30 protein-coding genes and 1 tRNA gene are annotated in these 26,614 nt (G+C 74.6%); 17 read left to right on the forward strand and 14 right to left on the reverse strand.

Annotation, left to right across the window (positions count from 1 at the left end; translation table 11 throughout):
• Positions 1 to 35: 35 nt before the first annotated feature.
• The 6 genes from DQ244_RS02230 (at position 36) to DQ244_RS02255 (ending at position 8,246) form a co-directional block, all read left to right on the forward strand.
• Positions 36 to 950, forward strand: a complete 915-nt coding sequence (locus tag DQ244_RS02230; protein ID WP_113809835.1) for an ABC transporter ATP-binding protein — start codon at positions 36 to 38, stop codon at positions 948 to 950.
• A 110-nt stretch (positions 951 to 1,060) separates the two neighbouring features.
• Positions 1,061 to 2,212, forward strand: coding sequence for an ABC transporter permease (locus DQ244_RS02235; RefSeq protein ID WP_233491117.1), 1,152 nt, complete (start codon positions 1,061 to 1,063; stop codon positions 2,210 to 2,212).
• A gap of 32 nt (positions 2,213 to 2,244) precedes the next feature.
• Complete coding sequence (locus tag DQ244_RS02240; protein WP_113809837.1) at positions 2,245 to 3,225, forward strand: TIGR03557 family F420-dependent LLM class oxidoreductase; 981 nt, start codon at positions 2,245 to 2,247, stop codon at positions 3,223 to 3,225.
• Between the two features lie 115 nt (positions 3,226 to 3,340).
• On the forward strand, positions 3,341 to 4,201 hold the full coding sequence (locus DQ244_RS02245) for a tetratricopeptide repeat protein (RefSeq protein ID WP_113809838.1): 861 nt from the start codon (positions 3,341 to 3,343) through the stop codon (positions 4,199 to 4,201).
• A 141-nt stretch (positions 4,202 to 4,342) separates the two neighbouring features.
• Positions 4,343 to 7,147, forward strand: a complete 2,805-nt coding sequence (gene ppc, locus DQ244_RS02250) for a phosphoenolpyruvate carboxylase (protein ID WP_113809839.1) — start codon at positions 4,343 to 4,345, stop codon at positions 7,145 to 7,147.
• Positions 7,140 to 8,246, forward strand: coding sequence for an inositol monophosphatase family protein (locus tag DQ244_RS02255; protein WP_113809840.1), 1,107 nt, complete (start codon positions 7,140 to 7,142; stop codon positions 8,244 to 8,246). The genes ppc and DQ244_RS02255 overlap by 8 nt, the downstream gene beginning before the upstream one ends.
• On the opposite strand, the gene DQ244_RS02260 is transcribed toward DQ244_RS02255, so the two are convergent.
• Positions 8,243 to 9,643, reverse strand: a complete 1,401-nt coding sequence (locus DQ244_RS02260; RefSeq protein WP_113809841.1) for an NADP oxidoreductase — start codon at positions 9,641 to 9,643, stop codon at positions 8,243 to 8,245. The two genes, DQ244_RS02255 and DQ244_RS02260, sit on opposite strands and share 4 nt — an antisense overlap.
• A gap of 83 nt (positions 9,644 to 9,726) precedes the next feature.
• Here DQ244_RS02260 and DQ244_RS02265 point away from each other — a divergent pair, with 83 nt between their 5' ends.
• A complete protein-coding gene (locus tag DQ244_RS02265; protein ID WP_113809842.1) occupies positions 9,727 to 10,035 on the forward strand; it encodes a putative quinol monooxygenase in 309 nt (102 codons plus the stop codon).
• On the opposite strand, the gene DQ244_RS02270 is transcribed toward DQ244_RS02265, so the two are convergent.
• Genes DQ244_RS02270 through DQ244_RS02280 form a run of 3 tightly spaced genes read right to left on the reverse strand, consistent with a single transcriptional unit; the run spans position 10,032 to position 12,074 of the window.
• A complete protein-coding gene (locus DQ244_RS02270; RefSeq protein ID WP_113809843.1) occupies positions 10,032 to 10,865 on the reverse strand; it encodes a hypothetical protein in 834 nt (277 codons plus the stop codon). The two genes, DQ244_RS02265 and DQ244_RS02270, sit on opposite strands and share 4 nt — an antisense overlap.
• 42 nt (positions 10,866 to 10,907) lie before the next feature.
• Positions 10,908 to 11,717 carry an Fpg/Nei family DNA glycosylase gene (locus tag DQ244_RS02275; RefSeq protein ID WP_113809844.1) on the reverse strand — a complete coding sequence of 270 codons (810 nt, stop codon included), beginning with the start codon at positions 11,715 to 11,717 and terminating at the stop codon, positions 10,908 to 10,910.
• A 36-nt stretch (positions 11,718 to 11,753) separates the two neighbouring features.
• The gene (locus DQ244_RS02280; RefSeq protein ID WP_113809845.1) at positions 11,754 to 12,074 is read right to left on the reverse strand and encodes a GNAT family N-acetyltransferase; all 321 of its coding nucleotides are present in this window, start codon (positions 12,072 to 12,074) and stop codon (positions 11,754 to 11,756) included.
• 188 nt (positions 12,075 to 12,262) lie between these two features.
• Between DQ244_RS02280 and DQ244_RS02285 the strand changes: the two genes are divergently transcribed.
• Both DQ244_RS02285 and DQ244_RS02290 read left to right on the forward strand, forming a co-directional pair.
• Positions 12,263 to 12,338, forward strand: a tRNA-Arg gene (locus DQ244_RS02285).
• Between the two features lie 130 nt (positions 12,339 to 12,468).
• Positions 12,469 to 13,932 (forward strand): MFS transporter, encoded by a 1,464-nt coding sequence (locus DQ244_RS02290; RefSeq protein ID WP_199580110.1) that lies wholly within the window; start codon positions 12,469 to 12,471, stop codon positions 13,930 to 13,932.
• Positions 13,933 to 13,939: 7 nt separating this feature from the next.
• Here the strand turns inward: DQ244_RS02290 and DQ244_RS02295 are convergent, their stop codons facing one another.
• On the reverse strand, positions 13,940 to 14,389 hold the full coding sequence (locus tag DQ244_RS02295) for a DUF5313 family protein (protein ID WP_113809847.1): 450 nt from the start codon (positions 14,387 to 14,389) through the stop codon (positions 13,940 to 13,942).
• Between the two features lie 223 nt (positions 14,390 to 14,612).
• Here DQ244_RS02295 and DQ244_RS02300 point away from each other — a divergent pair, with 223 nt between their 5' ends.
• The 4 genes from DQ244_RS02300 to DQ244_RS02315 are packed head-to-tail and all read left to right on the forward strand — an operon-like array spanning position 14,613 to position 17,693.
• Positions 14,613 to 15,998 (forward strand): hemolysin family protein, encoded by a 1,386-nt coding sequence (locus tag DQ244_RS02300; protein ID WP_113809848.1) that lies wholly within the window; start codon positions 14,613 to 14,615, stop codon positions 15,996 to 15,998.
• Positions 15,995 to 17,029, forward strand: coding sequence for a hemolysin family protein (locus tag DQ244_RS02305; RefSeq protein ID WP_113809849.1), 1,035 nt, complete (start codon positions 15,995 to 15,997; stop codon positions 17,027 to 17,029). The genes DQ244_RS02300 and DQ244_RS02305 overlap by 4 nt, the downstream gene beginning before the upstream one ends.
• 47 nt (positions 17,030 to 17,076) lie before the next feature.
• Positions 17,077 to 17,247 (forward strand): CsbD family protein, encoded by a 171-nt coding sequence (locus DQ244_RS02310; RefSeq protein ID WP_113809850.1) that lies wholly within the window; start codon positions 17,077 to 17,079, stop codon positions 17,245 to 17,247.
• A 23-nt stretch (positions 17,248 to 17,270) separates the two neighbouring features.
• Positions 17,271 to 17,693, forward strand: coding sequence for a VOC family protein (locus DQ244_RS02315; RefSeq protein WP_233491118.1), 423 nt, complete (start codon positions 17,271 to 17,273; stop codon positions 17,691 to 17,693).
• A 2-nt stretch (positions 17,694 to 17,695) separates the two neighbouring features.
• On the opposite strand, the gene DQ244_RS02320 is transcribed toward DQ244_RS02315, so the two are convergent.
• From DQ244_RS02320 to DQ244_RS02345, 6 genes are read right to left on the reverse strand one after another with little or no spacing between them, the layout of a single operon-like run.
• Positions 17,696 to 18,238 carry a hypothetical protein gene (locus DQ244_RS02320; RefSeq protein WP_147251450.1) on the reverse strand — a complete coding sequence of 181 codons (543 nt, stop codon included), beginning with the start codon at positions 18,236 to 18,238 and terminating at the stop codon, positions 17,696 to 17,698.
• Positions 18,235 to 18,813 (reverse strand): hypothetical protein, encoded by a 579-nt coding sequence (locus tag DQ244_RS02325; protein ID WP_113809852.1) that lies wholly within the window; start codon positions 18,811 to 18,813, stop codon positions 18,235 to 18,237. The genes DQ244_RS02320 and DQ244_RS02325 overlap by 4 nt, the downstream gene beginning before the upstream one ends.
• Positions 18,810 to 19,373, reverse strand: coding sequence for a hypothetical protein (locus DQ244_RS02330; RefSeq protein ID WP_113809853.1), 564 nt, complete (start codon positions 19,371 to 19,373; stop codon positions 18,810 to 18,812). Before DQ244_RS02330 ends, DQ244_RS02325 begins: the two co-directional genes overlap by 4 nt.
• Positions 19,370 to 20,569, reverse strand: a complete 1,200-nt coding sequence (locus tag DQ244_RS02335; protein WP_113809854.1) for a hypothetical protein — start codon at positions 20,567 to 20,569, stop codon at positions 19,370 to 19,372. Before DQ244_RS02335 ends, DQ244_RS02330 begins: the two co-directional genes overlap by 4 nt.
• Positions 20,566 to 21,978: a hypothetical protein gene (locus tag DQ244_RS19270; protein ID WP_158544448.1), complete on the reverse strand. Its 1,413-nt coding sequence runs from the start codon at positions 21,976 to 21,978 to the stop codon at positions 20,566 to 20,568. The genes DQ244_RS02335 and DQ244_RS19270 overlap by 4 nt, the downstream gene beginning before the upstream one ends.
• A gap of 26 nt (positions 21,979 to 22,004) precedes the next feature.
• Positions 22,005 to 22,289: a hypothetical protein gene (locus tag DQ244_RS02345; protein WP_113809855.1), complete on the reverse strand. Its 285-nt coding sequence runs from the start codon at positions 22,287 to 22,289 to the stop codon at positions 22,005 to 22,007.
• A 135-nt stretch (positions 22,290 to 22,424) separates the two neighbouring features.
• On the opposite strand from DQ244_RS02345, the gene DQ244_RS02350 reads away from it, so the two are divergent.
• From DQ244_RS02350 to DQ244_RS02360, 3 genes are read left to right on the forward strand one after another with little or no spacing between them, the layout of a single operon-like run.
• Positions 22,425 to 23,282: an NAD-dependent protein deacetylase gene (locus DQ244_RS02350; RefSeq protein WP_199580111.1), complete on the forward strand. Its 858-nt coding sequence runs from the start codon at positions 22,425 to 22,427 to the stop codon at positions 23,280 to 23,282.
• Positions 23,279 to 23,578 carry a biopolymer transporter Tol gene (locus tag DQ244_RS02355; protein WP_113809856.1) on the forward strand — a complete coding sequence of 100 codons (300 nt, stop codon included), beginning with the start codon at positions 23,279 to 23,281 and terminating at the stop codon, positions 23,576 to 23,578. The genes DQ244_RS02350 and DQ244_RS02355 overlap by 4 nt, the downstream gene beginning before the upstream one ends.
• Before the next feature lie 31 nt (positions 23,579 to 23,609).
• Positions 23,610 to 24,524, forward strand: coding sequence for an MSMEG_6728 family protein (locus tag DQ244_RS02360; protein WP_113809857.1), 915 nt, complete (start codon positions 23,610 to 23,612; stop codon positions 24,522 to 24,524).
• Here DQ244_RS02360 and DQ244_RS02365 read toward each other — a convergent pair.
• The gene (locus DQ244_RS02365) at positions 24,521 to 24,934 is read right to left on the reverse strand and encodes a PaaI family thioesterase (RefSeq protein WP_233491119.1); all 414 of its coding nucleotides are present in this window, start codon (positions 24,932 to 24,934) and stop codon (positions 24,521 to 24,523) included. The genes DQ244_RS02360 and DQ244_RS02365 overlap by 4 nt on opposite strands.
• Positions 24,931 to 25,290 (reverse strand): VOC family protein, encoded by a 360-nt coding sequence (locus tag DQ244_RS02370; protein WP_113809858.1) that lies wholly within the window; start codon positions 25,288 to 25,290, stop codon positions 24,931 to 24,933. The genes DQ244_RS02365 and DQ244_RS02370 overlap by 4 nt, the downstream gene beginning before the upstream one ends.
• A 117-nt stretch (positions 25,291 to 25,407) precedes the next feature.
• Between DQ244_RS02370 and DQ244_RS02375 the strand changes: the two genes are divergently transcribed.
• A complete protein-coding gene (locus tag DQ244_RS02375) occupies positions 25,408 to 26,112 on the forward strand; it encodes a YbaK/EbsC family protein (protein ID WP_113809859.1) in 705 nt (234 codons plus the stop codon).
• 69 nt (positions 26,113 to 26,181) lie between these two features.
• On the opposite strand, the gene mscL is transcribed toward DQ244_RS02375, so the two are convergent.
• The gene (mscL, locus tag DQ244_RS02380) at positions 26,182 to 26,592 is read right to left on the reverse strand and encodes a large conductance mechanosensitive channel protein MscL (protein ID WP_147251451.1); all 411 of its coding nucleotides are present in this window, start codon (positions 26,590 to 26,592) and stop codon (positions 26,182 to 26,184) included.
• Between the last annotated feature and the right edge of the window lie 22 nt (positions 26,593 to 26,614).

The following is a 26,614-nucleotide window of genomic DNA, read 5'->3' on the forward strand; positions in this document are numbered from 1 at the left end:
GTTCTCCCGCACGGGGGACGACGGCAGGAGGACAGGTGCTCGAGTTCGACGCGCTGCGCAAGAGCTTCGCGGCGAACCAGGTCCTGGACGGCGTGAGCTTCGCCGTCCGGCCCGGTTCGATGTTCGGGTTCTGCGGCTCGAACGGCGCCGGCAAGACGACGACCATGCGCATCGCCATGGGCCTCGTCCGCCCCGACGAGGGCGAGGTGCGCTGGCAGGGGCGGGCCCTGGACCAGGGCGCGCGGCGCCGCATCGGGTACATGCCGGAGGAACGCGGCCTCTACCCGAAGATGAAGGTCGGCGAGCAGGTCGCCTACTTCGGCCGGCTGCACGGCATGGATGCCGCCGCGGCCTCCCGCGCCTCCGCCGAGTGGGTGGACCGCCTCGGCCTGGGCGAGCGCCGCAACGACCCCGTCGAGAAGCTGTCGCTGGGCAACCAGCAGCGGGTGCAGTTGGCCGCCGCGCTGGTGAGCGGGCCGGAGGTGCTCATCCTCGACGAGCCGTTCTCCGGGCTGGACCCCATCGGCGTCGACTCCCTGGCCGAGGCGCTGCTGGACCAGGCCCGGGCCGGTGTCCCGGTGGTCTTCTCCAGCCACCAGCTCGACCTGGTGGAGCGGCTCTGCGACTCCGTCGGCATCCTCGCCCGCGGCCGCATGGTCGCCACCGGCACCGTGGAGGAGCTGCGCCGGCGCGAGGCCGGCCGGCTGCTCCGCGTGGTCGTCCCCGATGCCGCACCGCAGTGGGCCGCGTCGCTCCCCGGCGTCCGTGTGGTGTCCGAGCAGGCCGGCGACACGGTCCTCGAGCTCGCCGGCGACACCGACGACCAGACCGTCCTCGCCGCCGCGGTGCGCACCGGGCGGGTCACGCACTTCGCCTGGCAGCAGCCGACGCTGGTCGAGCTGTTCCGCGGGGCGGTGGCGGCCCCGGCCTCCCAGGAGGTGGCGGCGTGAGCGGACAGGGGCGTGAGCATCGCAGCGAGGAACGAGCGAGGAGCGGAAAGCCCCGCGGGAGCGAACCGAGGGCGGGGAGCGAGCCGCGGACCCCGGGGAGTGCGGGGCTCGTGCGGCTCGTCGCCGCCCGCGAGATCTCCGCCCGCATCCGGGACAAGAACTTCATCATCAGCTCCGTCGTCATCCTCGTGGTGCTGCTGGGCGCCATGGGCATGCAGGTCGCGCTCGGTTCGGGCGGCGACTCCACCCGGATCGGGCTGGTCGGCGGCAGCGTCGAGCTCGGTGAGGCCCTCGAGGCGCAGGGCGAGGCGCTCGACGTCGACGTCACCGTGGTCGGCATCGATGACGAGTCCGCCGCGCGCACCGCGATCGAGGACGGCGACGTCGACGGCGTGCTCGTGGCCGACGGGGCCGGCGAGCCCGAGCTGCTGGTCGAGCAGTCGCCCGACGGCGCGCTGCAGACGGTCGTGCAGGGCGCGGTGGCGCAGCTGGCGGTGGCCGACCAGCTCGCGGCCGCGGGGATCAGCGCCCTCGACGTGCCCCAGGTCGGGGTGACGGCGCTGGACCCGGACGCCGACCAGGACGGGCAGCGCGTCGGCATGGCGATCATCGGCGTCTCGCTGCTGTACGGCCTGCTGATCCTCTTCGGCCAGTTCGTCGCCCAGGGCGTGGTGGAGGAGAAGTCCAGCCGGGTGGTCGAGCTGCTGCTGGCGACGATGCGGCCGTGGCAGCTGCTGGCCGGGAAGATCATCGGCCTGGGGCTGCTCGGCCTCGCGCAGATCGTGCTGATCGTCGTCATCGGGGTCGCCGGCTCGCTGGCGCTGGACATCATCGACATCCCCGGCGAGCTGATCGGCACCGCCGTCGCCGTCGTCGCCTGGTTCGTGCTGGCCTACGCCTTCTACGCCGCGATCTTCGCCGTCACCGCCTCGCTGGTCAGCCGGCAGGAGGACCTCAACACCGTCGTGATGCCCACGATCATGGTGCTGGTCGTGGCCTTCGTCGTCGGCATCCAGGCCGCGGCGGAGCCGGAGGGGACGCTGGCGGTCATCACCTCCTACGTGCCCGGGCTCTCGCCGATGGTGATGCCGGTGCGGCAGGCCTCGGGCAGCGTGGCGGCCTGGGAGCTCGTGCTCTCGGCCGCGCTGATGGTCGCCGCGGTCGTGCTGGTCGTGCGGCTCGGTGGGCGGGTCTACGCCGGGGCGCTGCTGCGCACCAGCGGCAAGGTGACGATGCGGGAGGCGATGAAGGCCGAGCGCTGATTGGCCCGCCGCCTCCCGGGTAGCGCGGCTGCATGGCGATGCAGCTGGGCTACACGATGATGACCGAGCAGGCCGGGCCGAGGGACCTCGTCGGCCACGTGGTGGGAGCCGAGGAGGTCGGCTTCGACTTCGCGGTGAGCAGTGACCACTACTTCCCGTGGCTGGACGAGATGGGGCACTCGCCGAACGCCTGGGTGACCCTCGGCGCGGTCGCCCAGGCGACCAGCCGGATCCCGCTGATGACCTACGTGACCTGCCCGACCTTCCGCTACCACCCGGCGGTCGTCGCCCAGCAGGCCGCGACGCTGCAGATCCTCTCCGAGGGACGCTTCACCCTCGGGCTGGGCGCGGGGGAGAACCTCAACGAGCACGTGGTCGGGCAGGGCTGGCCGCCGGCGGACGTCCGCCACGAGATGGTCGTCGAGGCCCTGCAGATCATCCGGGAGCTGTTCGACGGCGAGGGCTACACCAACTTCCGGGGCCAGCACTTCGACGTCGAGTCGGCCAAGCTCTGGGACCTGCCGGAGAAGCGGGTGCCGATCGGCTTCGCCGCCGGTGGGAAGCAGGCGGCGAGGATCGCCGGCGAGCTGGCCGACGTCCTCGTGGCGACCGATCCGCTGGCCGAGCTGGTGGAGGGGTTCGAGGCGGCCGGCGGCGCCGGGAAGCCGAAGGTCGCCCAGATGCCGATCAGCTTCGGCACCGACAAGGCCGCCGCCGTCACCCGGGCGCACACCCTCTTCCGCTGGTTCGGCCTCGGCTGGAAGGTCAACGCCGAGCTGCCCGGCACGGCGGCCTTCGACGGGGCCAGCCAGTTCGTCCGCGAGGAGGACGTCGAGGGCTCGATCCCGTGCGGTGACGACGTCGGCGCGGTCATCGACGCGGCGCGCGAGTACGCCGACGCCGGGTTCACGCACCTGGCCCTGGTGCAGATCGGCGGGGACCAGCAGGAGCCCTACCTGGAGTGGACGCGGACGTCGCTGCTGCCCGCCTGGCGGGAGGCGTTCGGGAGCTGATCGGGGCCCCGGGCCAGCTCACCGGGTGACCGATCGGCCCCGGGGCGATCCCTTGGGGTGAGGTGGAGGCGCGGAGGGGCGCGGAACGGGCCTCCGCGCCGCGATCATCGTCGGCATGACCGAGGACCTCGATGCGCGCATGCGGCGGCTGCTGGCCTCCGAGGACGCCGCCGCGCTGATCGACCTCGGCTGCGACCTGGCCGACGCCGGCCGGCAGGGGGACGCCGAGACGTGCTTCCGCCGCGCCTTCGAGCTCGGCGACAGCATGGCGGCCTTCAACCTCGGCAACTCCCTCGCCGCGCAGAACCGGTGGGAGGAGGCGGTCGACGCCTACGAGGTCGCGCTGCGCGGCGGCGAGGCCGACGCCTGGCGCAACCTCGGGCTGGTGCTCGAGGACCTCGGCGACCTCGCCGGCGCCATGCGCGCCTACCGGGGCGCCGCCGCCGCGGGTGACCTGGAGGGCGGCCTGCAGCTGGCCTTCCTGCTCCGCGAGCAGGGCGAGCGCGACCAGGCCATGGCCGTGGCCGAGGAGTTCGCGGCCGCCGGTGACGAGGAGGCGAAGGCCGTCGTCGCCTGCTGGCGCTGGTGCTCGACGCTCGACCCGTCGCTGGAGGAGGACCTGCGCGCCGGCCAGCACCACTTCCCGGCCGCCCGCGCCGACCTCGCCCACCTGCTGCGCGAGACCGGCCGCGCCGTCGAGGCCCGCTCGGTGCTGGAGCGCGGCGCGAAGCTGGGCGAGCAGGTGGCCTGGCTGCCGCTGGGCAACCTCTACCGCGAGGAGCTCGGCGACGAGGAGGCGGCCGAGGAGGCCTACCGCAGCGGGATCGCCGCGGGGGACACCTACTGCCACCAGAACCTGGCGGTGCTCCTGGCCGACCGCGGTGACCTCGAGGGCGCCGTCGAGCAGTTCCGCCTCGGCGCCGAGGCCGGCGACTCCCTCGCCGCCCAGTGCCTGCAGGAGCTCGAGCGCGATTGACGGCGACCGGTGCCGCGGTACCGGCACCGCCGCCGCGCTGCAGCGCGGCGGTCGCCGCGGTAGCGCGGCAGCGAGCCGCGACGATCGTCGACGGCGCGCTCACGACATGAGTCCGTCACGTGCGTCCCCGATACTCGGGCGGTGTCCGAAGCCACAGTCGACGTCGCCGACCTCCGCCACCGCACCGGGGAGGGCTCACCGGACGACCGCGCCGACGACACACCCCTGCGCGAGGACATCCGGCTGCTGGGGCGCGTCCTCGGCGAGGTGATCGGCGAGCAGGCCGGCGCCGACGTGCTGGAGCTGGTCGAGTCCACCCGCGTCGAGGCCTTCCGCATCCGCCGCTCGGAGGTCGACCGGGTGGAGCTGTCCCGGCGCCTGGCCGAGCTGGACGTGCGCGCCGCCAACCACGTGATCCGCGCGTTCAGCCACTTCTCGGTGCTGGCCAACCTGGCCGAGGACATCCACCACGAGCGCCGCCGCCGGCACCACCGCCGCGCCGGCTCCGCGCCCCAGCTGGGCAGCCTGGCCGCCACCTTCGCGCTGCTCGACGAGGCCGACCTGGCCGCCGACGACGTCGCCCGCGAGCTCGCCGGCGCGCTGGTCTGCCCGGTCGTCACCGCGCACCCCACCGAGACCCGCCGCCGGACCGTCTTCCAGGTGCAGCGCCAGATCACCCGGCTGATCCGGCAGCGGGACCGCGCCGGCGACGACGTCGACGAGACGTGGTCCGACCAGCTGTGGCGCTCGGTGCTCACCCTCTGGCAGACGGCGCTGCTGCGGCTGTCCCGGCTGCGGTTGCAGGACGAGATCGACGAGGCGCTGCGCTACTACGAGCTGTCGCTGTTCGAGGTCGTGCCCGCCCTCAACGCCGAGCTCCGGCGGGCGGTGGAGCAGCGCTGGCCCGGGGCCGGTCTGCTGCGCCGGCCGATGCTGCTGCCCGGCTCCTGGATCGGCGGCGACCGCGACGGCAACCCCTTCGTCACCGCCGAGGCGCTGCGCCGGGCCACCAGCCGGCAGGCCGAGACCGCGCTGACCCACCACCTCGCGGAGCTGACCGAGCTGCGCAGCGAGCTGTCGATGTCCGACCGGCTCGTGACGCCGACCCCGCAGCTGTACTCCCTGGCCGACGCCTCGCGCGACGACTCGCCGTTCCGCGCCGACGAGCCCTACCGCCGCGCGCTGACCGGCATCTCCGGCCGGCTGGCGGCCACCGCCCGGCTGGTCCTGGGCTCCGCGCCGGGGGAGGCCGGCACCGGACCGGCGCTGCCGGCCTACGGCAGCCCCGACGAGCTGCGCGCGGACCTCGACGTCGTCGACGCGTCGCTGCGCAGCCACGGCGCCGCCTCCCTGGCCGACGACCGCCTGCTGCGGCTGCGCGAGGCGGTGGAGGTCTTCGGCTTCCACCTGTGCGGCCTGGACCTGCGGCAGAACTCGTCGGTGCACGAGCAGGTGGTCGGCGAGCTGCTGGCGTGGGCCGGCGTCTGCGAGGACTACGCGTCGCTGGACGAGGCGGCCCGGGTCGAGCTGCTGGCGGGGGAGCTTTCGCTGCGCCGTCCGCTGGTCCGCCCCGACGCCGAGCTGTCGGAGGAGGCCCGCACGGAGCTCGACGTGCTGGTCGCCGCCGCCGAGCGGGTCGCGCTGCTCGGGCCCCGGACCATCCCGAACTACGTGATCAGCATGTGCGAGTCGGTGAGCGACGTCCTCGAGGTCGCCGTCCTGCTCAAGGAGGTCGGCCTCCTCGACCCGGCCGGCGACGACGGCCCCACCTGCCCGGTCGGCATCTCGCCGCTGTTCGAGACGATCGACGACCTCAAGGCCGCCGCCCGCACGCTCGGCGCGGTGCTGGACCAGCCGCTGTACCGGGCGCTGCTGGCCAACCGCGGCGACGTGCAGGAGGTCATGCTCGGCTACTCCGACAGCAACAAGGACGGCGGCTACCTCGCCGCCAACTGGGCGCTGTACCGGGCCGAGCTGGACCTGGTGGAGCTGGCCCGCCGCGAGAACGTGCGGCTGCGCCTGTTCCACGGCCGCGGCGGCACCGTCGGCCGGGGTGGGGGCCCCAGCTACGAGGCGATCCGCGCCCAGCCGCCCGGTGCGGTCGCCGGGGCGCTGCGGATCACCGAGCAGGGCGAGGTGATCGCCGCCAAGTACGCCGACCCGGACCTCGCCCGGCGCAACCTGGAGGCGCTGGTCGCGGCCACGCTCGAGTCCACGCTGCTGGACGTCGAGGGGCTCGGGGACGACGCCGACGAGGCCTACGCGCTGCTCGACGAGCTCGCCGCCTGCGCCCAGCGCGCCTACGGGCAGCTGGTGCACGAGACGCCGGGTTTCGTGGAGTGGTTCCGCGCCGCCACCCCCATCGGCGAGCTGGCCGAGCTCAACATCGGCAGCCGGCCGCCCTCGCGCAAGAAGGGGGACTCCATCGCCGACCTGCGGGCGATCCCGTGGGTGTTCAGCTGGTCGCAGACCCGGATCATGCTGCCCGGCTGGTACGGCACCGGATCGGCGCTCGAGGAGTGGGTCGGCGACTCCGAGGAGCGGCTGGAGCGGCTGCGCGACCTGCACCGGCGCTGGCCGTTCTTCCGCACGGTGCTGTCCAACATGGGCATGGTGCTGGCCAAGACCGACCTGGAACTGGCCGCGCGGTACGCCGAGCTGGTGCCCGACGAGGAGCTGCGGGCCCGGGTGTTCGACCAGATCACCGCCGAGCACGAGCGGACCTGCCGGATGACGCTCGCGGTCACCGGCGACGACCAGCTGCTCGCCGACAACCCCTCGCTGGCGCGCTCGATCCGCAACCGCTTCCCCTACCTGGAGCCGCTGCACCACCTGCAGGTCGAGATGCTGCGCCGTCGCCGCGGCGGGGAGGACGACGAGCTGACCAGCCGCAACATCCAGCTGACGATCAACGGGATCGCGACCGCGCTGCGCAACAGTGGCTGAGCGCTGGTTCCTGCGCCGCCGACCGGAGGACGACCCCGACCTGCGGGTGGCGGTGAGCGGCGCCGACGTGCGCGGGGCGGCGATGGCCCTCGGCCTGTCGCCGGCCGCGCTGGCGCCCGCGGTGCACGACCCGCGGCTGCGGGTCCTGGTGGGCGAGGGGCAGGCCGCCCTGGTGCGCCGGCAGTGGCACCCCGAGGGGTTCGCCGAGGCCGTGCTGCTGCGGCGCTCCGCGGTGCCGCTCGAGCACCCGGCGGTGCTCGCGCTGGCCGCCGGCTGGGGCTGCGAGCGGGTGCGGCACGGGAGCACCGACCGGTGGCGCGAGGTCGCCGGGCCAGGACCCGACGCCCCGCTGCCCGACCGGTTCCGCCACCTGGCGGCGCTGGCGGCCAGCCGGGTGGAGATCGCCGTCGGCCTGACCCGCGACAGCGGCGAGGAGCGCACCAAGGACGACGGCAGCCCCCTGCTGGCCGCCGACGAGGCCGCGCACGCGGCGGCGGTCGAGGCGCTGGCAGGCCTCGGCGTGACCGTGCTCAGCGAGGAACGCAGCGACAGCCCCGTCGGCCGCGGCGCGCCGTGGATCGTGCTCGACCCGCTGGACGGCACCGGCAACTTCTCCGCCGGGCTCCCGCCGTGGGCCTTCTCGGCGGCGCTGGTGCACAACGGCGTGCCGGTGGCCGGGCTGGTCGCCGACCTCGCCTCCGGGCGCCGCTGGACCGGGGTCGACGGCGTCGGCGCGGAGCGGGACGGCGTGCCGATCTCGCCGCGGCCGGGCAGCACCGTCGTCGTCCCGAGCGGGCCCTCCGGGCGGACCGTGTCGGTGCCCTCGACCGCACGGCGGGTGCGGGTGACCGGCTGCACCGCCGTCGACCTGTGCCTGGTCGCCGACGGCGCGGCCGCCGCCTGGCACGACCTCGACCGCAGCGGCACGCACGTGCACGACGTCGCCGGTGGGCTGGCGGTGCTGCTGGCGGCCGGGGGCGCGGCGCTCGACCCGGATGGGCGGCCGCTGCACCTGGAGCCGGACACCGAGAAGAAGATCCGCTTCGTCGCGGCGTCGTCGGTCGAGGAGGCCGCGGCGCTGCTCGCCGCGGTGGCCTAGCGCCCGGCCGCCGCCCGGACCGCCGCCAGCAGGGTCTCCCGCTCGTGCAGCGTCGTGCGGGCCCGGCCCCTGGTCGCGCCGAGGGCCTGCTCGGCGGCGTCGATCGCGCGCCAGTCCTCCAGCAGCACCGGCTCCGCACCCCGGGCCTGCAGCGTGCGCACCAGGTCGTCGACCGGCCCGCGCACGCGCAGCGTCCCGTCCCCGGCGTCGGCGAGCAGCCCGGCGACGGTCTCCCGCGCGTCGTGCTTGTTGTGGCCGACGACCCCGGACGGCCCGCGCTTGATCCACCCGGCCACGTACTCGCCGGGTGAGGGGCGGCCGTCGCGCAGCACCCGCCCGGCCTCGTTCGGCACCGTGCCCGACCGCTCGTCCACCGGCAGCCCCGGCAGCGGGGTGCCGAGGTAGCCGACCGACCGCACGACCAGGTCGGCAGGGATCACCTCGAGCTCGCCGGTGCCCATCGCCCTTCCGTCGCCGTCGACGGCGGTGCGCTCCACCTCCACCCCGGTGACCCGGTCCTCGCCCAGCAGCCGCACCGGGCGCCGGTAGAAGCGCAGCCTCAGCCGCGCGTGCCCCGGCTCCGGCCGGTGCTGGGACCACTCGCGCAGCACCGCGAGGTTGCGGGCGACGCCGCGGTCGGCCGCGGCGCGCTCCTCGGCGTCGGCGTCCAGGACCAGCTCGGCGGGGTCGACCAGCACGGTGGCCCGCGCGAGCTCCCCGAGCTCGCGCAGCTCCTGGGTGGTGAAGGTGGCCTGGGCCGGGCCGCGGCGGCCCAGCACGGTGACCTCCTCGACCTCCGTCGCGGCGAGCGCGTCGAGCACGTGCTGCGGCATGTCCGTGGGCTCGAGCTCCTCGGGCGTGCGGGCCAGCACCCGGCCGACGTCCAGCGCCACGTTGCCGACCCCGATCACCACCACCGACCGGACCCCGGCCAGTGCGGCCTCCACGCCGGCCCGGTCGGCGTCGGGGTGCCCGCAGTACCAGGAGACGACGTCGGTGGCGGCGAGGCTGCCGGGCAGGTCCTCGCCCTCGATGCCCAGGTGGCGGTCCAGCGCCGCGCCGTAGGTGTAGACGACGGCGTCGACGTGGTGCCGCAGCTCGTCGAGGGTGATGTCGGTGCCGACCTCGACGTTGCCGACGAACCGCACCAGCGGGTGGTCGAGGCTGCGGTGCAGCGTGTCCCGGATGGCGCGCATCTTCGGGTGGTCGGGGGCGATGCCGTGCCGCACCAGGCCGAACGGCGTGGGCAGCCGGTCGATCAGGTCGACGGCGACGGGGATCTCGCTCTGCCGCGTGAGGGCGTCGGCGGCGAAGATGCCCGCCGGGCCGGCGCCGACGACGGCGACCCGCAGCGGGTGCTCGGCCGACGGGGGAGGGGGAACGCTCTCGTCGGCCACGACTGGCATCCTGACGCGGCCGGGGCCGCTCCACCAGGGTTGGCCGTCCGGATCCGTCCGCACCGTCGCTCCAGGAGGCCCCCGTGTCCGTCGTCGTCGTCGCCACCATCACGCCCCGGCCCGATGCGGTGGACGCCGTCCGGGAGGCGCTGCTGGCCGCCGTCCCGCAGGTCCACGCCGAGCCCGGGTGCGAGCGGTACGCCCTGCACGAGGCCGACGGCGTCTTCGTGATGGTCGAGCGCTGGGAGAGCCGGGAGGCGCTGAAGGTGCACGGCAAAGCCGAGGCGCTGACCACCCTGGGCGCCTCGATCGGCGACAAGCTGGCCGCGCCGCTCGACGTCCGCTACCTGGCGGCGGTTCCGGCGGGCGACCCGGAGAAGGGCGCGATCTAGCCGCAGGCGTGGTCGAGGTCGAGGTCGTCCGGCACGTACTGGGTGAGCTCGACCTCGCCGCGCGGCACCAGGGCCGGCTCGTCGCACAGGGCCACCGCCTGGCGCAGGGTCAGGGCGCCCGCCAGCCAGCTGGGCAGGTCGCCCAGCGGGCTGTTGGCGGGCACCTCGCCGACGATCCGGCCCCACTGGTAGCCGGTCGAGTAGAGGCCGACCTCGCCGTCCCGGTCGGTCAGGTACTCGGTCATCCCCTCGAGGGTGGCCCGGTTGCGGGCGCGGGCCTCGGTGGACCCGGACTGCCAGGTGTTCATGGTCTCGACGTCCAGCCACCACGTGTACCCGGCGGGCCGGCTGTCGAGGCCCGCGGCCCGGGCCGCGGGCCGGAAGAACGACTCGACGCTGGTCCGGGCGCGCTCCCAGCCGTACTGCCAGGAGCAGGCCTTCGAGTTGTCGCCGTCGCAGCGGCCGTAGGGCGTGCTCCCCGCCGAGGGCCAGGTGGTGACCTGGTCGCGCAGCTCGCCGGGGTTGGCGGTGTTCAGGTAGAGCTGCACGGCGGGCTGGCCGGGGACCGTGCCGGACGACCCGTCCGCCCACTCCAGCTGCGCGGCCAGGCACGGGTTGGCGCGGGTGGCCAGCCCACCGTTCACCCCGATGACGGCGAAGGCACCGGGGGTGGGCAGCTCCGTGCCGCACTGCGGGTGCGAGACGTCGTAGCCCACGGTGCTGAGCGGGCCGGAACGCTCGGCAGGAGCCGCCGCGGCGGTCCCGGGGGAGCCGAGCAGCATCGTGACCGAGGCGAGCGCCCCCACGACCCACCGTGATGCCAGTCTCATCGGCGGCGAACGTACACGTGTTTCCTGGGAGCGCGCCGGGGGTCAGACGGCCTGGCAGACCGGGCACCAGTAGAGGTTCCGGCCCACCATGACCTGGGTCTGCACCTCGGTGCCGCACACCCGGCAGGGCAACCCGGTGCGGCGGTAGACGTAGTGCGCGTCGTCCCGCCGGACGGCGCCGGAACGCCGCGAGCGGTCCTCGGGCCGGGTCGTGACGATGCGGCCCATCCGGACGCCCGACCTCATCAGCGTGACCAGGTCCGGCCACATCCGCGCCCACAGCTCGGCGTCGACCTGCCGGCCCGGCCGGAACGGCGACACGGCGTGCCGGAAGAGCAGCTCGGCCCGGTAGACGTTGCCGACGCCGGCCAGCACCGACTGGTCCATGAGCAGCGCGCCGATCGCCGTCCGGCTGCCGCTGATCCGGCGGAGTGCGGGCGTACCGTCGGCGCGGGGGCGCAGCGGGTCGGGTCCGAGCCGGTCGAGGATGCGGTCGACCTCCGGGGTGCTCAGCACCTCGCAGGCGGTGGGACCGCGCAGATCGGTCCAGACGCCCGCGCCGTCGGCACCGTCGGCCTCCCAGCGCATGCGCAGGGCGCCCTTCGCCGGGGGTGGCGTACCGGTCCCCGTCGTGTACGTGCCGTACAGCCCCAGGTGCACGTGCAGGTGGTCACCGCCGAAGCGGGCGAAGAGGTGCTTGCCGTAGGAGAACACCTCGTCCAGCACCCGGCCGTCGAGCAGCGCGGCACCGGCGTCGAACCGGCCCTGGGGGCTGGTGACGTGCACCGGGCGTCCGGCGAACAGCAGGGTCTGGTCCCGCGCCAGGCGGTTCAGGGTGTGGCCCTCGGGCATCCGCGCAGCCTAGGTGGCCGCCTGCGGGGGCGCCGGTCAGCGGTCGGCGGTCTCCAGGCCGAAGTGCTTCCGGTCCGGGGCGGCCACGAGGTCGACGTCGGCCGGATGCTGCTGGATGTAGTGCCGGATGAAGGAGCAGTAGGGGAGCACCGTGAGGCCGCGCTCGCGCGCCGCGGAGAGGACGCCGGCGATCAGGACCTTGCCGAGACCGCGACCGCCCATGCTGGGGTCGATCTCCGTGTGCGGGAGCGTCATCTGGCCGTTGTCCACGTGATAGCTGGCCAGCCCGACCACGCGCTCGTCGACCCGGATCTCGAAGCGCCCCTTCTCGGGGACGTCCACCACCGTCGTGTCCATCGATCCTCGTCCACCCTTCCGTCGATCCCCGGCGCCGTTGCCGGAGGGAGACGTACGCCTGCGAACCGTAACCCCTGGCGATCGGTCCGCGCCGTCACCGGCCCCACGCGTCGGGTGCGCCGGAGCTTCCGCCGCGACGCCCGATAGCCTCTGACCCGTCGGTCCGGCGCGGCAGTCCGCGCGCCGTGGCCCCCGTAGCTCAGGGGATAGAGCATCGGTTTCCTAAACCGTGTGTCGCAGGTTCGAATCCTGCCGGGGGCACCACCCGGAACCGGCCGTCGAAGATGTCCGCCGGGCACCGATGAGCCGGCGTCGCCTGCGCGGTCTGCACTTGCAGACGGCACCCGCGCCGGGCACCCGCCTGAGCGCTCCGGTGCCGACGGAGGAGGACACCGTGGCCGACCGCGCACCCGCGCTCGATCTGCGCTCGGGACCCGAGCGGGTCTTCGCGCACCTGCTGGTGAACAACCTGCTGGTGTCGGTCGTGAACTACACCGTCTGGTTCGCCGTCACCTTCTGGATCTTCCTGGAGACCGGGTCGGTGTTCGCCACCGGCATGATCGCCGGCATCTTCCTGGTGGCGACGGCCGGAACCGGCATCTGGTTCGGCAGCCTGGTCGACCACCACCGCAAGCACGCCGTGATGCAGGGCTCGGCGGTCGCCTCGATCGCGTTCTACTCCGCGGCGTTCGCGGTGTACCTGCTCACCCCGGCAGAGGCGTTCCGGACGGCGGCCAGCGTGCCACTGTGGGTGTTCGTCGTCCTGCTCATGGCCGGTGTGATCGCCGGCAACCCGCGCATGATCGCGCTGCCGACCCTGGTCACGCTGCTCGTCCCCGAGGACCGGCGGGACCGGGCCAACGGGCTCGTCGGGTCCGCGACCGGGCTGTCCATGCTGGTCACGTCGGTGATCAGCGGCCTGCTCGTCGCCTTCGGCGGCATGCCCTCCGTCCTCGCGCTCACCCTGGCCGTCCTGGTGCTGTCGGTCGTCCACCTGGCCGGGGTGCGGGTTCCGGGGGACGTCGGGGCGTCGACCGCGGACGGCACGGACGAGGCGGTGGCGAGATCGGGCGTGGACCTGCGCGGCACGATCCTGCTGGTCCGCGGGGTGCCCGGCCTGCTGCCGCTGATCCTCTTCAGCTGCTTCAACAACTTCCTCGGCGGCGCCTTCATGGCGCTGATGGACCCCTACGGCCTGTCGCTGATGTCCGTGCAGGCCTGGGGTCTGCTGTGGGGCGCGCTCTCCGCGCTGCTGATCGTCGGCGGTCTGCTGGTGGCCCGCGTCGGCCTGGGATCCCGGCCGATCCGGGTGCTGCTGCTGGTCAACCTGGTCATGTGGACCGGCACGATGCTGTTCCCGCTGGCGTCCTCGATCCTCACGCTCACCGTGGCGATGGCGCTGTTCATGACCGTGATGCCCTTCGCCGAGGCGGCCGAGCAGACCGTGCTGCAGCGGGTGGTGCCCTACGAGCGGCAGGGCCGGGTGTTCGGCTTCGCCCAGAGCGTGGAGCAGGCGGCCTCACCGCTGACCGCATTCCTCATGGCTCCGCTCACGCAGTTCGTCGTCATCCCGTTCATGACCGACGGCGCCGGGGCGGGGGGGATCGGCGGGTGGTTCGGCACCGGCCCGGTCCGCGGCATCGCCCTGGTCTTCGTCATCACCGGGTTGATCGGGGTCCTCGCCGTCCTGGGGGCGCTGGCCAGCCCCGCCTACCGGCGGCTGAGCGCGGCCTACGCCGCAGCCCGGGACGACGCCCCCGCGGAGCCGGTCGACGAGATCGTCCCGGGCGCGCCCGCGGTCCACGCCCCCCTCGCGGCGGTGTCGTCCTTACCCGCCGCGGGAGAGCCGTCGGCGTGAGGACGGGTCAGCGGCCGGCGCGCTCGCGGTAGCGGGCGGCGCGCTTGGCCGCGGCGGCCCGGCGGCGCTCGCTGTCCTTGAGGTCGCGCTGCTGGCCGGCCCGATCGCGCACGGCGGTGGCGGTGCCCGGCGGGTAGCCGGCCTTCATCACCCGGGTCTCGGTGGTCTCGGGCATGTAGGCCAGGGAGTAGATGAGCCCGAGGAAGATCCCGCCGCCGACGACGGCCGCGCGCAGTCCGAGCGGGGCCGGCAGGAAGACCATGACCAGCGCGATCGGGACCGCCATCTGCACGAGCATCCGCACCACGTGCCGCAGCCCCCAGGTGCGGGTGGTCGTGTCGAACAGCACCCAGCCGCGGTGCCGCTCGGGCAGCCCGCCGCCCAGGGCGTACCAGAGCCAGCGGTGCGGAGCCGGCCGCACGACCGGGTCCGCGGGCTGCTCGGTTCCGTTCGACATGGGGCTGTGATCTCCTCGTGGACGACCGGGTCGTCTCCCGGCCCAGCGTAGATGCGTCGTCCCGGGTGGTCGCCCGTCCGGGTGGGGCGGAACGCCGGGCGGTGCCGCGTCGTTGAGCCCCGGGGAGCGACCTGCCCCGAACCGCCGCACCGAAGAGAGCCATGAGTCCCTATCACAGTCCCCAGGCCACGCACGTCCCGTTCGTCGAGGCGGTGCGTGGCCGGTGACCGAAGTTCTCTCCCTGCTGCTCGGGGTGCTGGTGGTCCTCGGGATCACCGCGCTGACCGGGTACTTCGTGGCCCAGGAGTTCGCCTACATGGCGGTCGACCGGGCCAGCCTCGGGGCCCGCGCCGAAGCGGGTGACGCAGCGGCCAAGCGCGCGCTGGGCGTCACCCGGCGCACGTCCTTCATGCTGTCCGGCGCCCAGCTGGGCATCACCGTCACCGGGCTGCTGGTCGGCTACGTCGCCGAACCGCTGATCGGGCAGTCGCTGGGTTCCCTGCTGGGCGGGGTCGGCATCCCCACGGCGGTCGGGATCGGCATCGGTGCGGTGCTCGCGCTGCTGTTCTCCACGGTCGTCCAGATGCTGTTCGGCGAGCTCTTCCCGAAGAACCTGGCGATCTCCCGCCCGGAGCCGGTCGCCCGGTGGCTGGCCGTCTCCACCGTGGCCTACCTGAAGGTGTTCGGCTGGCTGGTCTGGGTGTTCGACCAGTCGTCCAACCTGCTGCTCAAGGCGCTGCGGATCGAACCCGTGCACGACGTGGAGCACGCCGCCACCGCCCGCGACCTCGAGCACATCGTCGAGGAGTCCCGGGAGAGCGGTGATTTGCCCGCCGAGCTGTCGATCATGGTCGACCGCATCCTGGACTTCCCGCAGCGCGACGTCGAGCACGCGATGATCCCGCGCCCGCGGGTCGGCACCGTCACCGAGACCGACACCGTCGGGCACCTCCGCGAGCTGATGGCCAGCGGGCACTCCCGCTACCCGGTGATGGAGGCGGGTACCGGCGACGTCGTCGGCGTCGTCCACCTCGCCGACGTGCTGACGACGACGCAGCCCGACAGCGCGAGGGTGACCGCGATCGCCCGCGAACCCCTCGTCGTCTCCACCTTCACCTCGCTGCCCGACGCCCTGTCGCAGCTGACCGAGACCGAGAACCAGTTCGCCTGCGTCCTGGACGAGTACGGCGGCTTCGCCGGGGTGATCACGCTCGAGGACCTCGCCGAGGAGCTGGTCGGCGAGATCACCGACGAGCACGACGCCGACAACCCGGAGTACGAGCCGGTCGAGAACGACGGCGTGTGGGAGATGCCCGGGGACGTGCACGTCGACGAGGTCGAGCGCTCGCTGGGCGTGGACCTGCCGCGCGGGCACTACGAGACGATCGCCGGCCTGGTCATCGCCGCTGCGGGCAGCCTGCCCCCGCCGGGCACCTCGCTGGCCATCGAGCTGCCACCGGACCCGGGCGACCTGGTCCTCGCCGACGAACCCGCCCCGCGCCAGCTGCACGTGCACGTGCTCGCCGTCGAGCGGCACGTGCCCTCCCGGGTGCGCCTCGAGCTGCCCGACCGCATGCCCGCCGACACCGGCGAGGAGGAGGCTCGATGAGCGACAACCCGTGGGTGGTCGTCGCCGCCACCGTCGTGATCGTCGCGCTGTCGGCGTTCTTCGTGGCCGTGGAGTTCGCCGCGCTCGCCGCGAAGCGGCACCGGCTGGAGGAGGCCGCGCCCGATAGCCGCGCCGCCCGGGCCGCGCTGCGCAACTCCGCCGAGCTGACGCTGCTCCTGGCCGGGTCCCAGCTGGGCATCACCGCGGCCACGCTGGCGCTCGGTGCGATCAGCAAGCCGGCGGTGCACCACTGGCTCACCCCGCTGTTCGAGTCGTGGGGTCTGCCGCTGGTCGCCGCCGACGTCGTCGGGTTCGTCCTGGCCCTGCTGGTCGTCACGTTCATCCACCTGGTGGTGGGGGAGATGGCGCCCAAGTCGTGGGCCATCGCCCACCCCGAGCGCTCGGCCACCCTGCTCGCCGTGCCGATGCGCGGCTTCATGCTGCTCTTCCGGCCGCTGCTGCGGATGCTGAACGCCGCGGCCAACCGGCTGGTCCGCGCCGTCGGCGTCGAGCCGGTCGACGAGCTCGCCGTCGGTCACACCCCTCAGGCGCTGCGCCACCTGGTGGAGCACTCGGCCAACGTCGGCGCGCTGGACGCCAGCTTCTCCACGCAGATCGCCGGCGTGCTGGAGCTGGAGCGGCTCACCGTGCGGGACATGGTCGGACCGGCCTCGCGGCCGACGGGCGTGCCCGCGGCGGCGACCGTCGGCGAGGTGCGGGCGCTGACCCAGTCGTCGGGGCACCTGCGCATCCTGCTGGGCGCCGTCGAGGGCGAGGAGATCACCGGCGTCGTGCACGTCCGGGACACCCTCACCGCGGCGGAGTCGGCGCCGGCGGCGCCGTTCGCACGGCCGGTGTTCGCCCTCGAGGCCGGCACCACCGTGCACGCGGCGCTCAAGGCGATGCGGGAGACCCGCAACCATCTCGCCGTGGTCACCGACGCCGGTGCGGTCACGGGCGTCGTCACGCTGTCCGACGTGCTGCGCCGGCTGTTCCCCCAGCCGGCCGATCCGGCCGTTCCGGCGGGCTGACCAGCGGCGATGCATCGGGATCGGGCCTTCGGGGTAGTGCTGCCGCCATGAGCGCCGAGGACAAGATCAGCCACCGGATCGACCAGCTCGCAGGCAAGGGCAAGGAGCTCGCCGGCCGGGCCACCGACAACCCGGACCTCGAGGCCGAGGGCAGGGGCGAGCAGGCGACGAGCAAGCTCAAGCAGGCCGGCGAGAAGGTCAAGGACGCCTTCAAGTAGGAGGGCCGGGACCGCCGCAGGTGGTGACCTCCGAGCAGGGTTACGGGCCCGATCACACGTCGCCGTACGGCTACGGGCTGCACCACGTCATGGTCGCCATCCCGCCGGGCGCCGAGGACCGCTGCCGCGAGTTCTACGTCGGGCTGCTCGGCATGCTCGAGCTGACCAAGCCGCCGGCGCTGGCCGCGCGTGGCGGGCTCTGGGTCCGAGCCGACACCCTCGAGTTGCACCTCGGCGTGGAGCAGGACTTCCGCCCCGCCCGCAAGGCGCACCCGGGCATCCGGGTGCAGGACCTCGACGGGCTGGCCGCGGCGCTGACCGGCGCCGGGGTCGAGGTGAGCTGGGACGAGGACGGCTTCCCCGGTCACCGCCGGTTCTACGCCGCCGACCCGGTGGGCAACCGGCTCGAGTTCATCCAGCGGGACGGCGCCGTCCCGACCTGGTGACGTCAGTCGTCGACCAGCTGCAGGCCGGCGGCTGCCGCGTCGGCCAGGGCGACGAGCTCCTCGCCGTGCTCGACGGCCCCCCACGAGAGGTCGATCCGCAGTCCCGTGCCGCTCCCCAGCGGGACGACGTGCTCCACGGTCTCCGCGATGGTGCCGTCGGCGGCCGCGGTGACCCCGTGCCGCCGGGCGGCGGGGCCGAGCGGCAGGTCCACGCGACCGAGCTCGGGCGGCACGATGTCGGTCGCCGACTCGGCGGCGAGGTCGGCCAGCACCGCTCCGGGGTCCTCGCCGCAGGCGACCTGGTGGACGACGAGCACGCCGGCGATCGCCTGCGGCCGGGTCTCCGGCACCAGCACGGCGAAGGCGAGCGGCTCCAGGGGCTGCAGGTGCTGGGCGATCGTGGCCAGCTGCTCGGCCAGGTCCTCCGGCCGCTCCTTCCCGGCGCAGAGCTCCTCGGCCGTCCGCACCGCCCACTCCCTGAGGTCGCCCTCCAGCGGCACCGGCACCCAGGGGGCGGCGGGGAGCGAGACCTGGACGCGGGTCATGCCGACCACCGGACCGTGTCGGCGACCGCCTCGAACAGCACCGCCAGTGCGTCGGCCACCGCCACCAGCGGGCTGGAGAAGCTGAGCAGCAGCAGGGTTCCCGCCGGGCCCATGAACGTGTAGTCGACGAGCAGCACCTCACGGGTGGGGTCCACGCCCAGCTCGGAGGTGCCCAGGCTGTCCACGCGCTGGCGCCGCACGCAGCGGCCGGAGCCGAGCTCGACCAGTGCGGGGCGGGCCTTCTCGTCGTCCATGTCCCGGGCCACCGCCTCCAGGGACGGGAGGTCGGGCGGCAGGGGGAGGAGGCTGACGACGAGGCTCATCCCGATCGGGACACCGGCCACCGGCTCGAGGCTCACGTACATGTCCACGCCACCGCCCGCCCGTGCGTGCCGCGCCTGGTCGAGCAGGGCCTGGGCGGTCTCCCGGCGGAGCACGGGCTGGTTGTCGATGCCGCGGAACTGGCGCTCCACGGCGCCGTCCACGGCCCGGCGCAGGACGGCGTCGTCGGTCAGCGGCAACCGCCACCAGTCGTCGGGGACGACGAGGCCGAGCTGGGTGGGAACGGTGGTCACCACACCTCCACGAGTGCGTCCCGGGCGATGGCGTCGGCCGTGGCGGCCAGCTCGGCGGCGTCGGGCCGTCCCGCGGGCCACTGCACGCGCAGCACGACCGCCCCGGGGGCGCCGGGCGGCACCACGACGTGCAGCACCTGCTCGGTGAGCCGGTCGAGCTCGTCGCGCGCGGTTCCGCGCAGCCGCACCGCCGGCGCGCCGGTCAGCCGGGTCCGGGTCTCCTCCACGGGCGCGCCGGTGCGTGCCATCGCCCGGCGGGAGGAGGAGGCGAACGCGGCCGGCCCCCGTCGCAGCCAGGAGCGCCGCCGGGTCGGGTAGGTCAGCAGCAAGGCGCGTACCCGCGGCGCCTCGGGGTCCAGGTGGACCAGCGTCTCGACCGAACCGGTGACGTCGTCGAGGTAGGTCAGGTCGACCAGCTCGTCGGCGACGGCCTGGCGCTCGGCCTCGTCGGCGTCGCGGAGCTCGTGGTCGAGGAGCCGGGCGATCCAGGCATCGGGGTCGTCGCGCTCCAGCTCGTACCAGCCGCGAGGCAGCGCCAGCCGGGTGGTGAACGACGTCACCGGGGGGCGTCCAGCACGCGGGCCAGCCCGCGCAGGAGGACCGGTCCCCAGAGGAAGGTGGCGTTGAGCAGCCCCAGCACGAGGGTCGCCCGGGACTCGTAGCCCCAGGCGACGCCGGCGAGCGGGGCGATCGTGACGCCCACGTTCAGCTGGCCGTCGCGGATGACGCCGAGGCCGCCCGGCGGCTCGAAGTTCTGCAGGTACACGCGCTCCGAGCGAGGGCGCAGGAGGATCTCGCCCGCCACCGGGCCCAGGCCCTCGCCGGAGGTCCGTTCCACGGGGATGCCGCGCTGCCGGAAGGCCTCGAGCCGGCCGGCGTCCTCGCCGAACCACTGGTCCCACGGCAGCCGGACCACCTGGCGGCCGAGACCGTCGACGAGGTCGAGCCGCTCGGGCCGGTCCGCGCCGGGTGGGGTGACGACCAGTGCCTTCTGCACCCCGAGCGGGGAGGACGGGCCGTCGACCCGGAACTGGAGGCGGGTGGCGTCGCGGACGACCAGCGTCTCCGCCGGTCCCGCGGGCCCGGTCAGGACGAGGCGGGCGGTCCGGCGGAACAGGCGGGTGGTCGGCACGGAGGGGCGGGGCGTGATCTCGTCCCCCGCCGGCAGGTGGCGTCCGCGCCGACGCCGCAGGAGCTGCTCGACGGCGAGCACGAGGGCGCAGGCGGTCGTCAGGGCGAGGGTGGCGGGGGCCAGGTCCGGCAGCCCCACCAGGGGGGCCAGGACGTAGGAGGTCAGCAGCCACAGCACCGCCGAGACGTACATCGCGATGCTCACCCACCAGGCGGACGACCTGCGGGTGCTCCCGGGCCGCACGTCCACCGGTGCGGTGACCTTCCTGCGCACCACGGGCAGGCCGGCGGCGGCGGCCAGCTCCTGGAGCCCGGTCCACTCGACCGGGTCCTCCAGCCCGCCGCGGCTGCGGTCGGACAGGTCGACCTCGGGGGGTGTCCAGTCGGCGAGGTCGAGCACGGCGACCGGCTGCTGGTCCCGGCCGAGGAACGCGGCGACGCCTGCTCCGCCCTCGGTCGCGGACCAGACCACCGTCTCCACGTCCTCACCGACGCGCAGGACGCGCTGCCCGGCACTGGTGTCGAGCACGACCTCCCCCGCCCGGGCGGTCACGGTCGCGGCGACCGCCCTCGGCTCGCGCCCGCCGCCGCTGCGCAGCCGCACCTCGGTGCCCGCTCGCGTCATGGGGCGGCCGGGGTGCTCGGGATGCTCGACGACGGCACCTCGAAGCCCTCGGGGAGCTGGGACGCCGGCGCGTCGACGTGCGCCGGCGGGGGGTTGTCGCCGGCCACGAGTCCCCACACCTCCCCGCCGTCGCGACGAGCAGCCCACAGGTTCGCACCGACCGCGCCGGCGCTCTGGCCTCCGGTCAGCACCGCCCCCGCAGCCAGCTCGCCGTTCCAGACCTGCTGCCTGATCCCGGTCAGCGCGCGGATCTCGGGCCCGACGTCGACGTAGTTCCCGACCGCCTGCCAGTTCCCGCCCGCGAAGGCGGCGCGCGTCTCGGTCCACCCGGCGGTCCACGTCGTCCGCGGGTGACGCAGCGCGGAGAGCGCGTCGGCCACCACCGCCCGCGGAGCCCTCACGCCCTCCGCCAGGCCGTCGGTGAGGTTGCCGAGGTAGCCCCGGTCCCCGTGCGCCCGCTGGGGCGCGCGCATCCGGCCACCGATGAGCTGGAAGGCGCCGTCCCGGCGCGCCCGGGAGTTGCCGCTCACGAGCGCCCGGGCGCGGGTGAACGCACGGCCACGGGTGGCCATCGCGGTCAGCTTGGCGCCGCTGGCGAGCACCCGGCCGAACCCGAACAGCGCGAGCCCCAGCAGGTCGGACTTGATCTGGTCCAGGCGGTCCTTCCCGCTGAGCTGCAGCCCCACGTTGAGGAGCAGCGAGGCCGCCGTCAGGAGCAGGGTGGCCGCGGCCAGGACTTGACCCACCACGGGCACCCAGCACAGCACGAGCGCCAGGATCCCGGTGATCGCGGCGAGCGCACTGGCGATGTTGGCGAGGCTCTTGACGACGCCGAGGGCGTTGTCCTTCCAGCTGTCGTTCAGCCCGTCGCCGTCGATCGCCTCCTGCAGCAGGCCCGCGGCGCGGTTCGCGGCCGCGTGCTGGTCGTCGTGCGCTCGCTGGACGTCGTTCTTCGCCCGCTGCAGCTCCGAGGAGGCGTGCTCGAGGTCGCGCTGTGCCGCGTTGCGGGCAGCGGTGACGGTCGGGTCCTCGGGCTCCCCGGCGACCGTGGGGGTGTTCCCCAGCCGGTCCAGGCTGCGCTGGGCGGACTCCTCCAGGTCGCGTGCCTGGCGGGCGCGGGACAGGGCGGCGTCGGCGGTGACCTGGGCGGCGTGCTGCTCCGGGTGGTAGCCCTCCAGGGCCTCCGCGGCGGCGGCGTACCGGGTCTGCAGCCGGCCGACCTGCTCCGACAGGTCACGGGTGCGCTCGCGCAGGGCCTCGCCACCCTTGCCCTGGTAGGCGGTGCCGTCGGCGATGCGCCCGAGGTTCGCCGACGCCGTCGCCACCGCCTCGGCGGTGCGGCGGTAGCGCAGGGCCAGGTCGGCGACCCGGTCGGGATCCCCCGGGGTCGGATCGCTGCTCCAATCCACGGGTGACCAGTCGCGAGGCCGGCCCATCACTCGCCCCTCAGGGCAGCGACCAGGTGCTGCTCGATGTCCTCGAAGGCCTTGCCGGCCTCCTCGACGACCTCACCGAGGCCGTCGATGCCGTCGCGGAGGTCGTTGCGGCGGTCGTCCCAGGAGCCCTGCATCTCGTCCAGCGTGTCGGCGAGGCGCCGGTGCCCGACCGCGTCGGAGTAGTCCTCGACGATGTTCTCCGCGTCGCGCAGCTCTCCCGCGAGCAGGCGCAGCGCGGCGCCGGTCTCCCGGAGCTCCTGCGTGTCCAACTTCAGATCGGGCACGACCCCCGCCTCCCCTCACGTCCCGGCAGAGGATATGGGTTCTGGTCGTCTCCTGAACTGCCGGAGGGTCACCTGTGGATCGCCGCCCCCGATCCAGCGGCGGCAGGAGTGGCGCCCGGCAGGGACCATGGACGCGTGACCGTCGCTCCTCCCGCCGTCCCGGGGACCGGTGCCGCGCTCGACGCGCTGGCCGACCTCGTCTCCGACGGCGACGCGCTGGTGCTCTCCGGTGCCGGCCTGTCCACCGACTCGGGCATCCCGGACTACCGCGGGGCCACCGGCAGCCTGCGCCGGCACACCCCGATGACCTACCAGACCTTCACCCGCGACCCGCGCGGCCGGCACCGGTACTGGGCGCGCAGCTTCGTGGGCTGGCGGCAGATGCGCGACGCCCGCCCGAACGCCGGGCACCGCGCCATCGCCTCGCTGCAGGCCGCGGGGCTGCTCGGCGGCGTCATCACCCAGAACGTCGACGGGCTGCACCAGGCCGGCGGCGCCCGCGACGTCCTGGAGCTGCACGGCGGCCTGGACCGCACCGTGTGCCTCGGGTGCGGGGACGTCGCCGGGCGCGCCGAGCTCGACGCGCGGCTGCAGGCGGTCAACCCCGACTTCGGCCCGCGGGTCGAGGAGATCAACCCCGACGGCGACGCGGAGCTCCCCGACGAGGTGCTCGACGGCTTCGTGATGGTCGACTGCCTGGCCTGCGGCGCCGGCCCGCTCAAGCCCGACGTCGTCTTCTTCGGCGAGACGGTGCCCCGCGACCGGGTCGACCTCTGCTTCTCGCTGGTCGAGGGGGCAGGCAGCCTCGTCGTGCTCGGCTCCTCCCTGACCGTCATGAGCGGCTACCGGTTCGTGCTGCGCGCGGCGAAGCTCGGCATCCCGGTCGCGATCGTGAACGTCGGCCCCACGCGCGGCGACGCCAAGGCCGACGTCCGGGTCGACGCCCCGCTGGGCGTCGTCCTGCCTGAGCTGGCCGCGCGCCTGGCGGCATGACCCGCGAGGTCGAGCACACCGAGGACGGCCGCTGGATCGTCGTCGACGGGCGCCGCTGGCGCACCGCCGACCCGGCCCTGCCCGACGACGTCCGGGCCCGGCTGCTGCACCACCTGGGCGTGGCCCGGTCCGGCGTGCGCACCGCCAAGGGGGACGACGACGCCGTGGCCGCCGCCCGCGCCCGGGTGCAGCTGGCCAAGACCGGGCTGGGGGAGCGGGGCCCCGCCTGGTGGGACCAGGACGACGACGAACGGCGGGAGCGCTGGGAGCAGGCGCTGCGGCAGCTCGAAGGTTGACCTCCCGCGGGACAGGGCAGGAACCGCCGCGATGCAGACCTTCGTGCCGGTTCCCGACTTCGTGGAGAGCGCCCGGCTCCTGGACTCCCCGCGACTGGGCAAGCAGCGGGTGGAGACCCTGCAGATCCTGCGGGCGATCGAGCTGCCCGACTACGGCTGGGCCAGCCACCCTGCGGTGCTCATGTGGAAGGGACGCACCCCGGCGCTCGTGGCCTACGGGCTGGCGATGGCCCGGGTGTGGCGCGAGCGCGGGTTCGCCGACAGCACCGAGACGCAGATCGGCGAGTTCGCGCCCGACGTCGTCGACCGGCCGCAGTCGGAGCTGGCCGAGGCGGGGCTGCTGCCCTCCTGGATCGGGAACGAGGAGCTGCACCTCTCGCACCGGTCGAACCTGCTGGCGAAGGACCCGGAGTTCTACCGCGCCCGGTTCACCGAGCTCTTCGGACCGGAGCCCGACGACCTGCCCTACCTCTGGCCCGGCCCGGACGACCTGCCGCCGGCACCCGCGCCCGAGGGCGTGCGGGTGTGGGTGGCCCGGCCGCGCAACCACAACGAGCTGGGCGCCTGCCTCGCGGCCGGCGTGGTGGGGCTCGGCACGCAGTCGGGGATCGACGTCGACGCGCAGGGCATGAACCCGGCGGAGCTGCGGGCCCTGGCCAAGGAGATCTCCGGCCGCCGACCGGCGAAGGACCTGCGCCAGCTCTCCGCGTTCCTCGACGAGGTGCGGCCCGGTGACCCGGTGGCGCTCCCGATCGAGCACGGGGCCGGGCTGCTCCTGGGCGAGGTCGTGGGGGACTACCTGTTCCAGGGGCGGGAGCTGCTGCCGCACCGGCGCTTCGCGCGCTGGGACCGGGTGGTGCCGCGGGCGGCCGCCCGGCCGCCCGCGACGCTCCAGGACCCGCGCGCCCTGTTCCAGGTGGTCCTCGACCCCGCCGTCCTGCGCTAGCCGGGCAGCGGCACGTTCTGCAGCCGCACCTGCCCGCGCGCGACCAGCTTGCCGTCACCCCGGGTGAGCTGGACCTGCCAGAGCTGCTGGGTGCGGCCCTGCTGGACCGGCTCGGCGACGACGTCGACCCGGCCGCTGGTCATGCTGCGGAGGAAGTCGGTGTTGTTGTTGACGCCGACGGCGAACTGGCCGTGGTCCTGCACCGCGAGGCTGGCGCCGATGCTGGCGGCGGACTCGACGACGGAGCAGTAGAGCCCGCCGTGGACCACGCCCCACGGCGTGTGCTGGTCGGGTCCCAGGTCGACGTGCCCGGTGACCCGGGTGCCGGTGGCCTCGCCGACCTGGAACTGCATCGCGGCGACGAACGCGCCGGCGGCCGTGAGGTCGACCGGCGGACGGTCGGCGGTCACGCGTCCCAGACCAGGCAGAACGGGTGGCCCACCGGGTCGGCGTAGACGCGGAAGTCGCCGCCACCACCGGGCAGCGAGCGGGCGCCGAGCGCCAGCACCTTCGGCTCGGCCTCCTCGATGTCGGGGACGCGGATGTCGAGGTGGAACTGCTGCGGCCGGGAGGGGTCCGGCCAGTCCGGAGGCTGCAGGTCCGGCGCCTGCTGGAACGCGAGCCGGTAGCCGGCCCCGGAGACGACGACCCAGTCGTCGCCGGGGCCGCCCTTGCTGATCTCCATGCCGAGCAGCTCGGCGTAGAAGCCGGCCAGGGCGTGCGCGTCGGGCGCGTCGATCACGACGGAGTGGAGTTGACCGATCATGCGCCTCATCCTGACGGGAGGTCCTGCCCGCCGACAGCCGGATACCGGACGGCCTTCGTCGCGATCCGGCCACGGGCCGGGCTGCGGCCGTCCGACGGCGTGCCGCAGGATCGGGGCATGCCCGACCCCGCCGCACCCGCTCTCGGTTCGCTGACCTGGCTGCCGGCCACCGACCGCCCGGACCTGCTCGCGGCCCCGGTGGCCGAGGCGCTGCAGGCCCTGCCCGGCCCGGCGTGGGTGGCCGAGATCGACGACGACCTGGCCGACACCGCCGCCTTCACCGAGGCCTACGGGGTGCCGCTCGCGGCGTCGGCCAACTGCGTGGTGATCGCGGCCCGGCGGGCGGGGGAGACCACCATGGCCGCGTGCCTGGTGCCCGCCACCACCCGCGCCGACGTGAACGGGCTCGTGCGTCGGCACCTCGGCGCGCGCAAGGCGTCGTTCGCCCCGCAGGACGTCGCGGTCGCCGAGTCCGGGATGGCCTACGGCGGCATCACGCCGGTGGGCCTGCCCGCCGGCTGGCCGGTGCTCGTCGACGCCGTCGTGGCGGCCGCCGACCTGGTGGTGATCGGGTCGGGCACGCGCGGCAGCAAGCTCGCGGTGCCCGGCTCGCTGCTCGCGTCGCTCCCGGCCGGCGAGGTGCTCGAGGGGCTCGGTCAGCCGCTGCCCGCCGAGGCGCCCGCGCCGCCGCCGGCGCAGCCGCTGCGGCTGGACCGGGCGGCCGACGACAGCGACGTCGGCTGGGGGGAGCGGCCGGTCGAGGGGTCCGAGACCGACCGGCGCTACCTCGAGGACCGGCCGCCGCACTGGGGCAGCGACTGAAAGGACCCTCCTGCTCCCCACCGCTCGCGGGCTCGCGGCGGGGCCCTGCAGGAGGGCCGTTCCAGCTCGTCAGGGGCCCTGGACGGGGCCGTTCCCGCTCGTTCCGGATTGGGCGCGGAGCAGGTCGCGGATCTCGATCAGGAGCTCGACCTCCGTGGGCGCGACCGGGCCGGGCTCCTCGCCCTGCACCCGCCGCGCGAGCAGGCGGTGCAGGGGCATGACGACGACGAAGTAGAGCACCGCGGCGGTCAGCACGAAGGTGATCAGCTGGCTGAGGAAGGCGCCCCAGGTGAACTCCTGCCCGTTCACCTCGACGACCCCGCCCAGCTCGCCGCCGCCCCCGAGCACCCCGATCAGCGGCGTCAGGAACGAGCTGGCGAACGTGTTCACCAGCGCGGTGAACGCCGAGCCGATGACGACCGCGACGGCGAGGTCGACCACGTTGCCGCGGAAGAGGAAGTCCTTGAATCCCTTGAGCACCCGACCATCCAGCCACATCGGC

This window comes from Blastococcus sp. TBT05-19, assembly GCF_003319095.1.
Classification (GTDB): Bacteria; Actinomycetota; Actinomycetes; order Mycobacteriales; family Geodermatophilaceae; genus Blastococcus.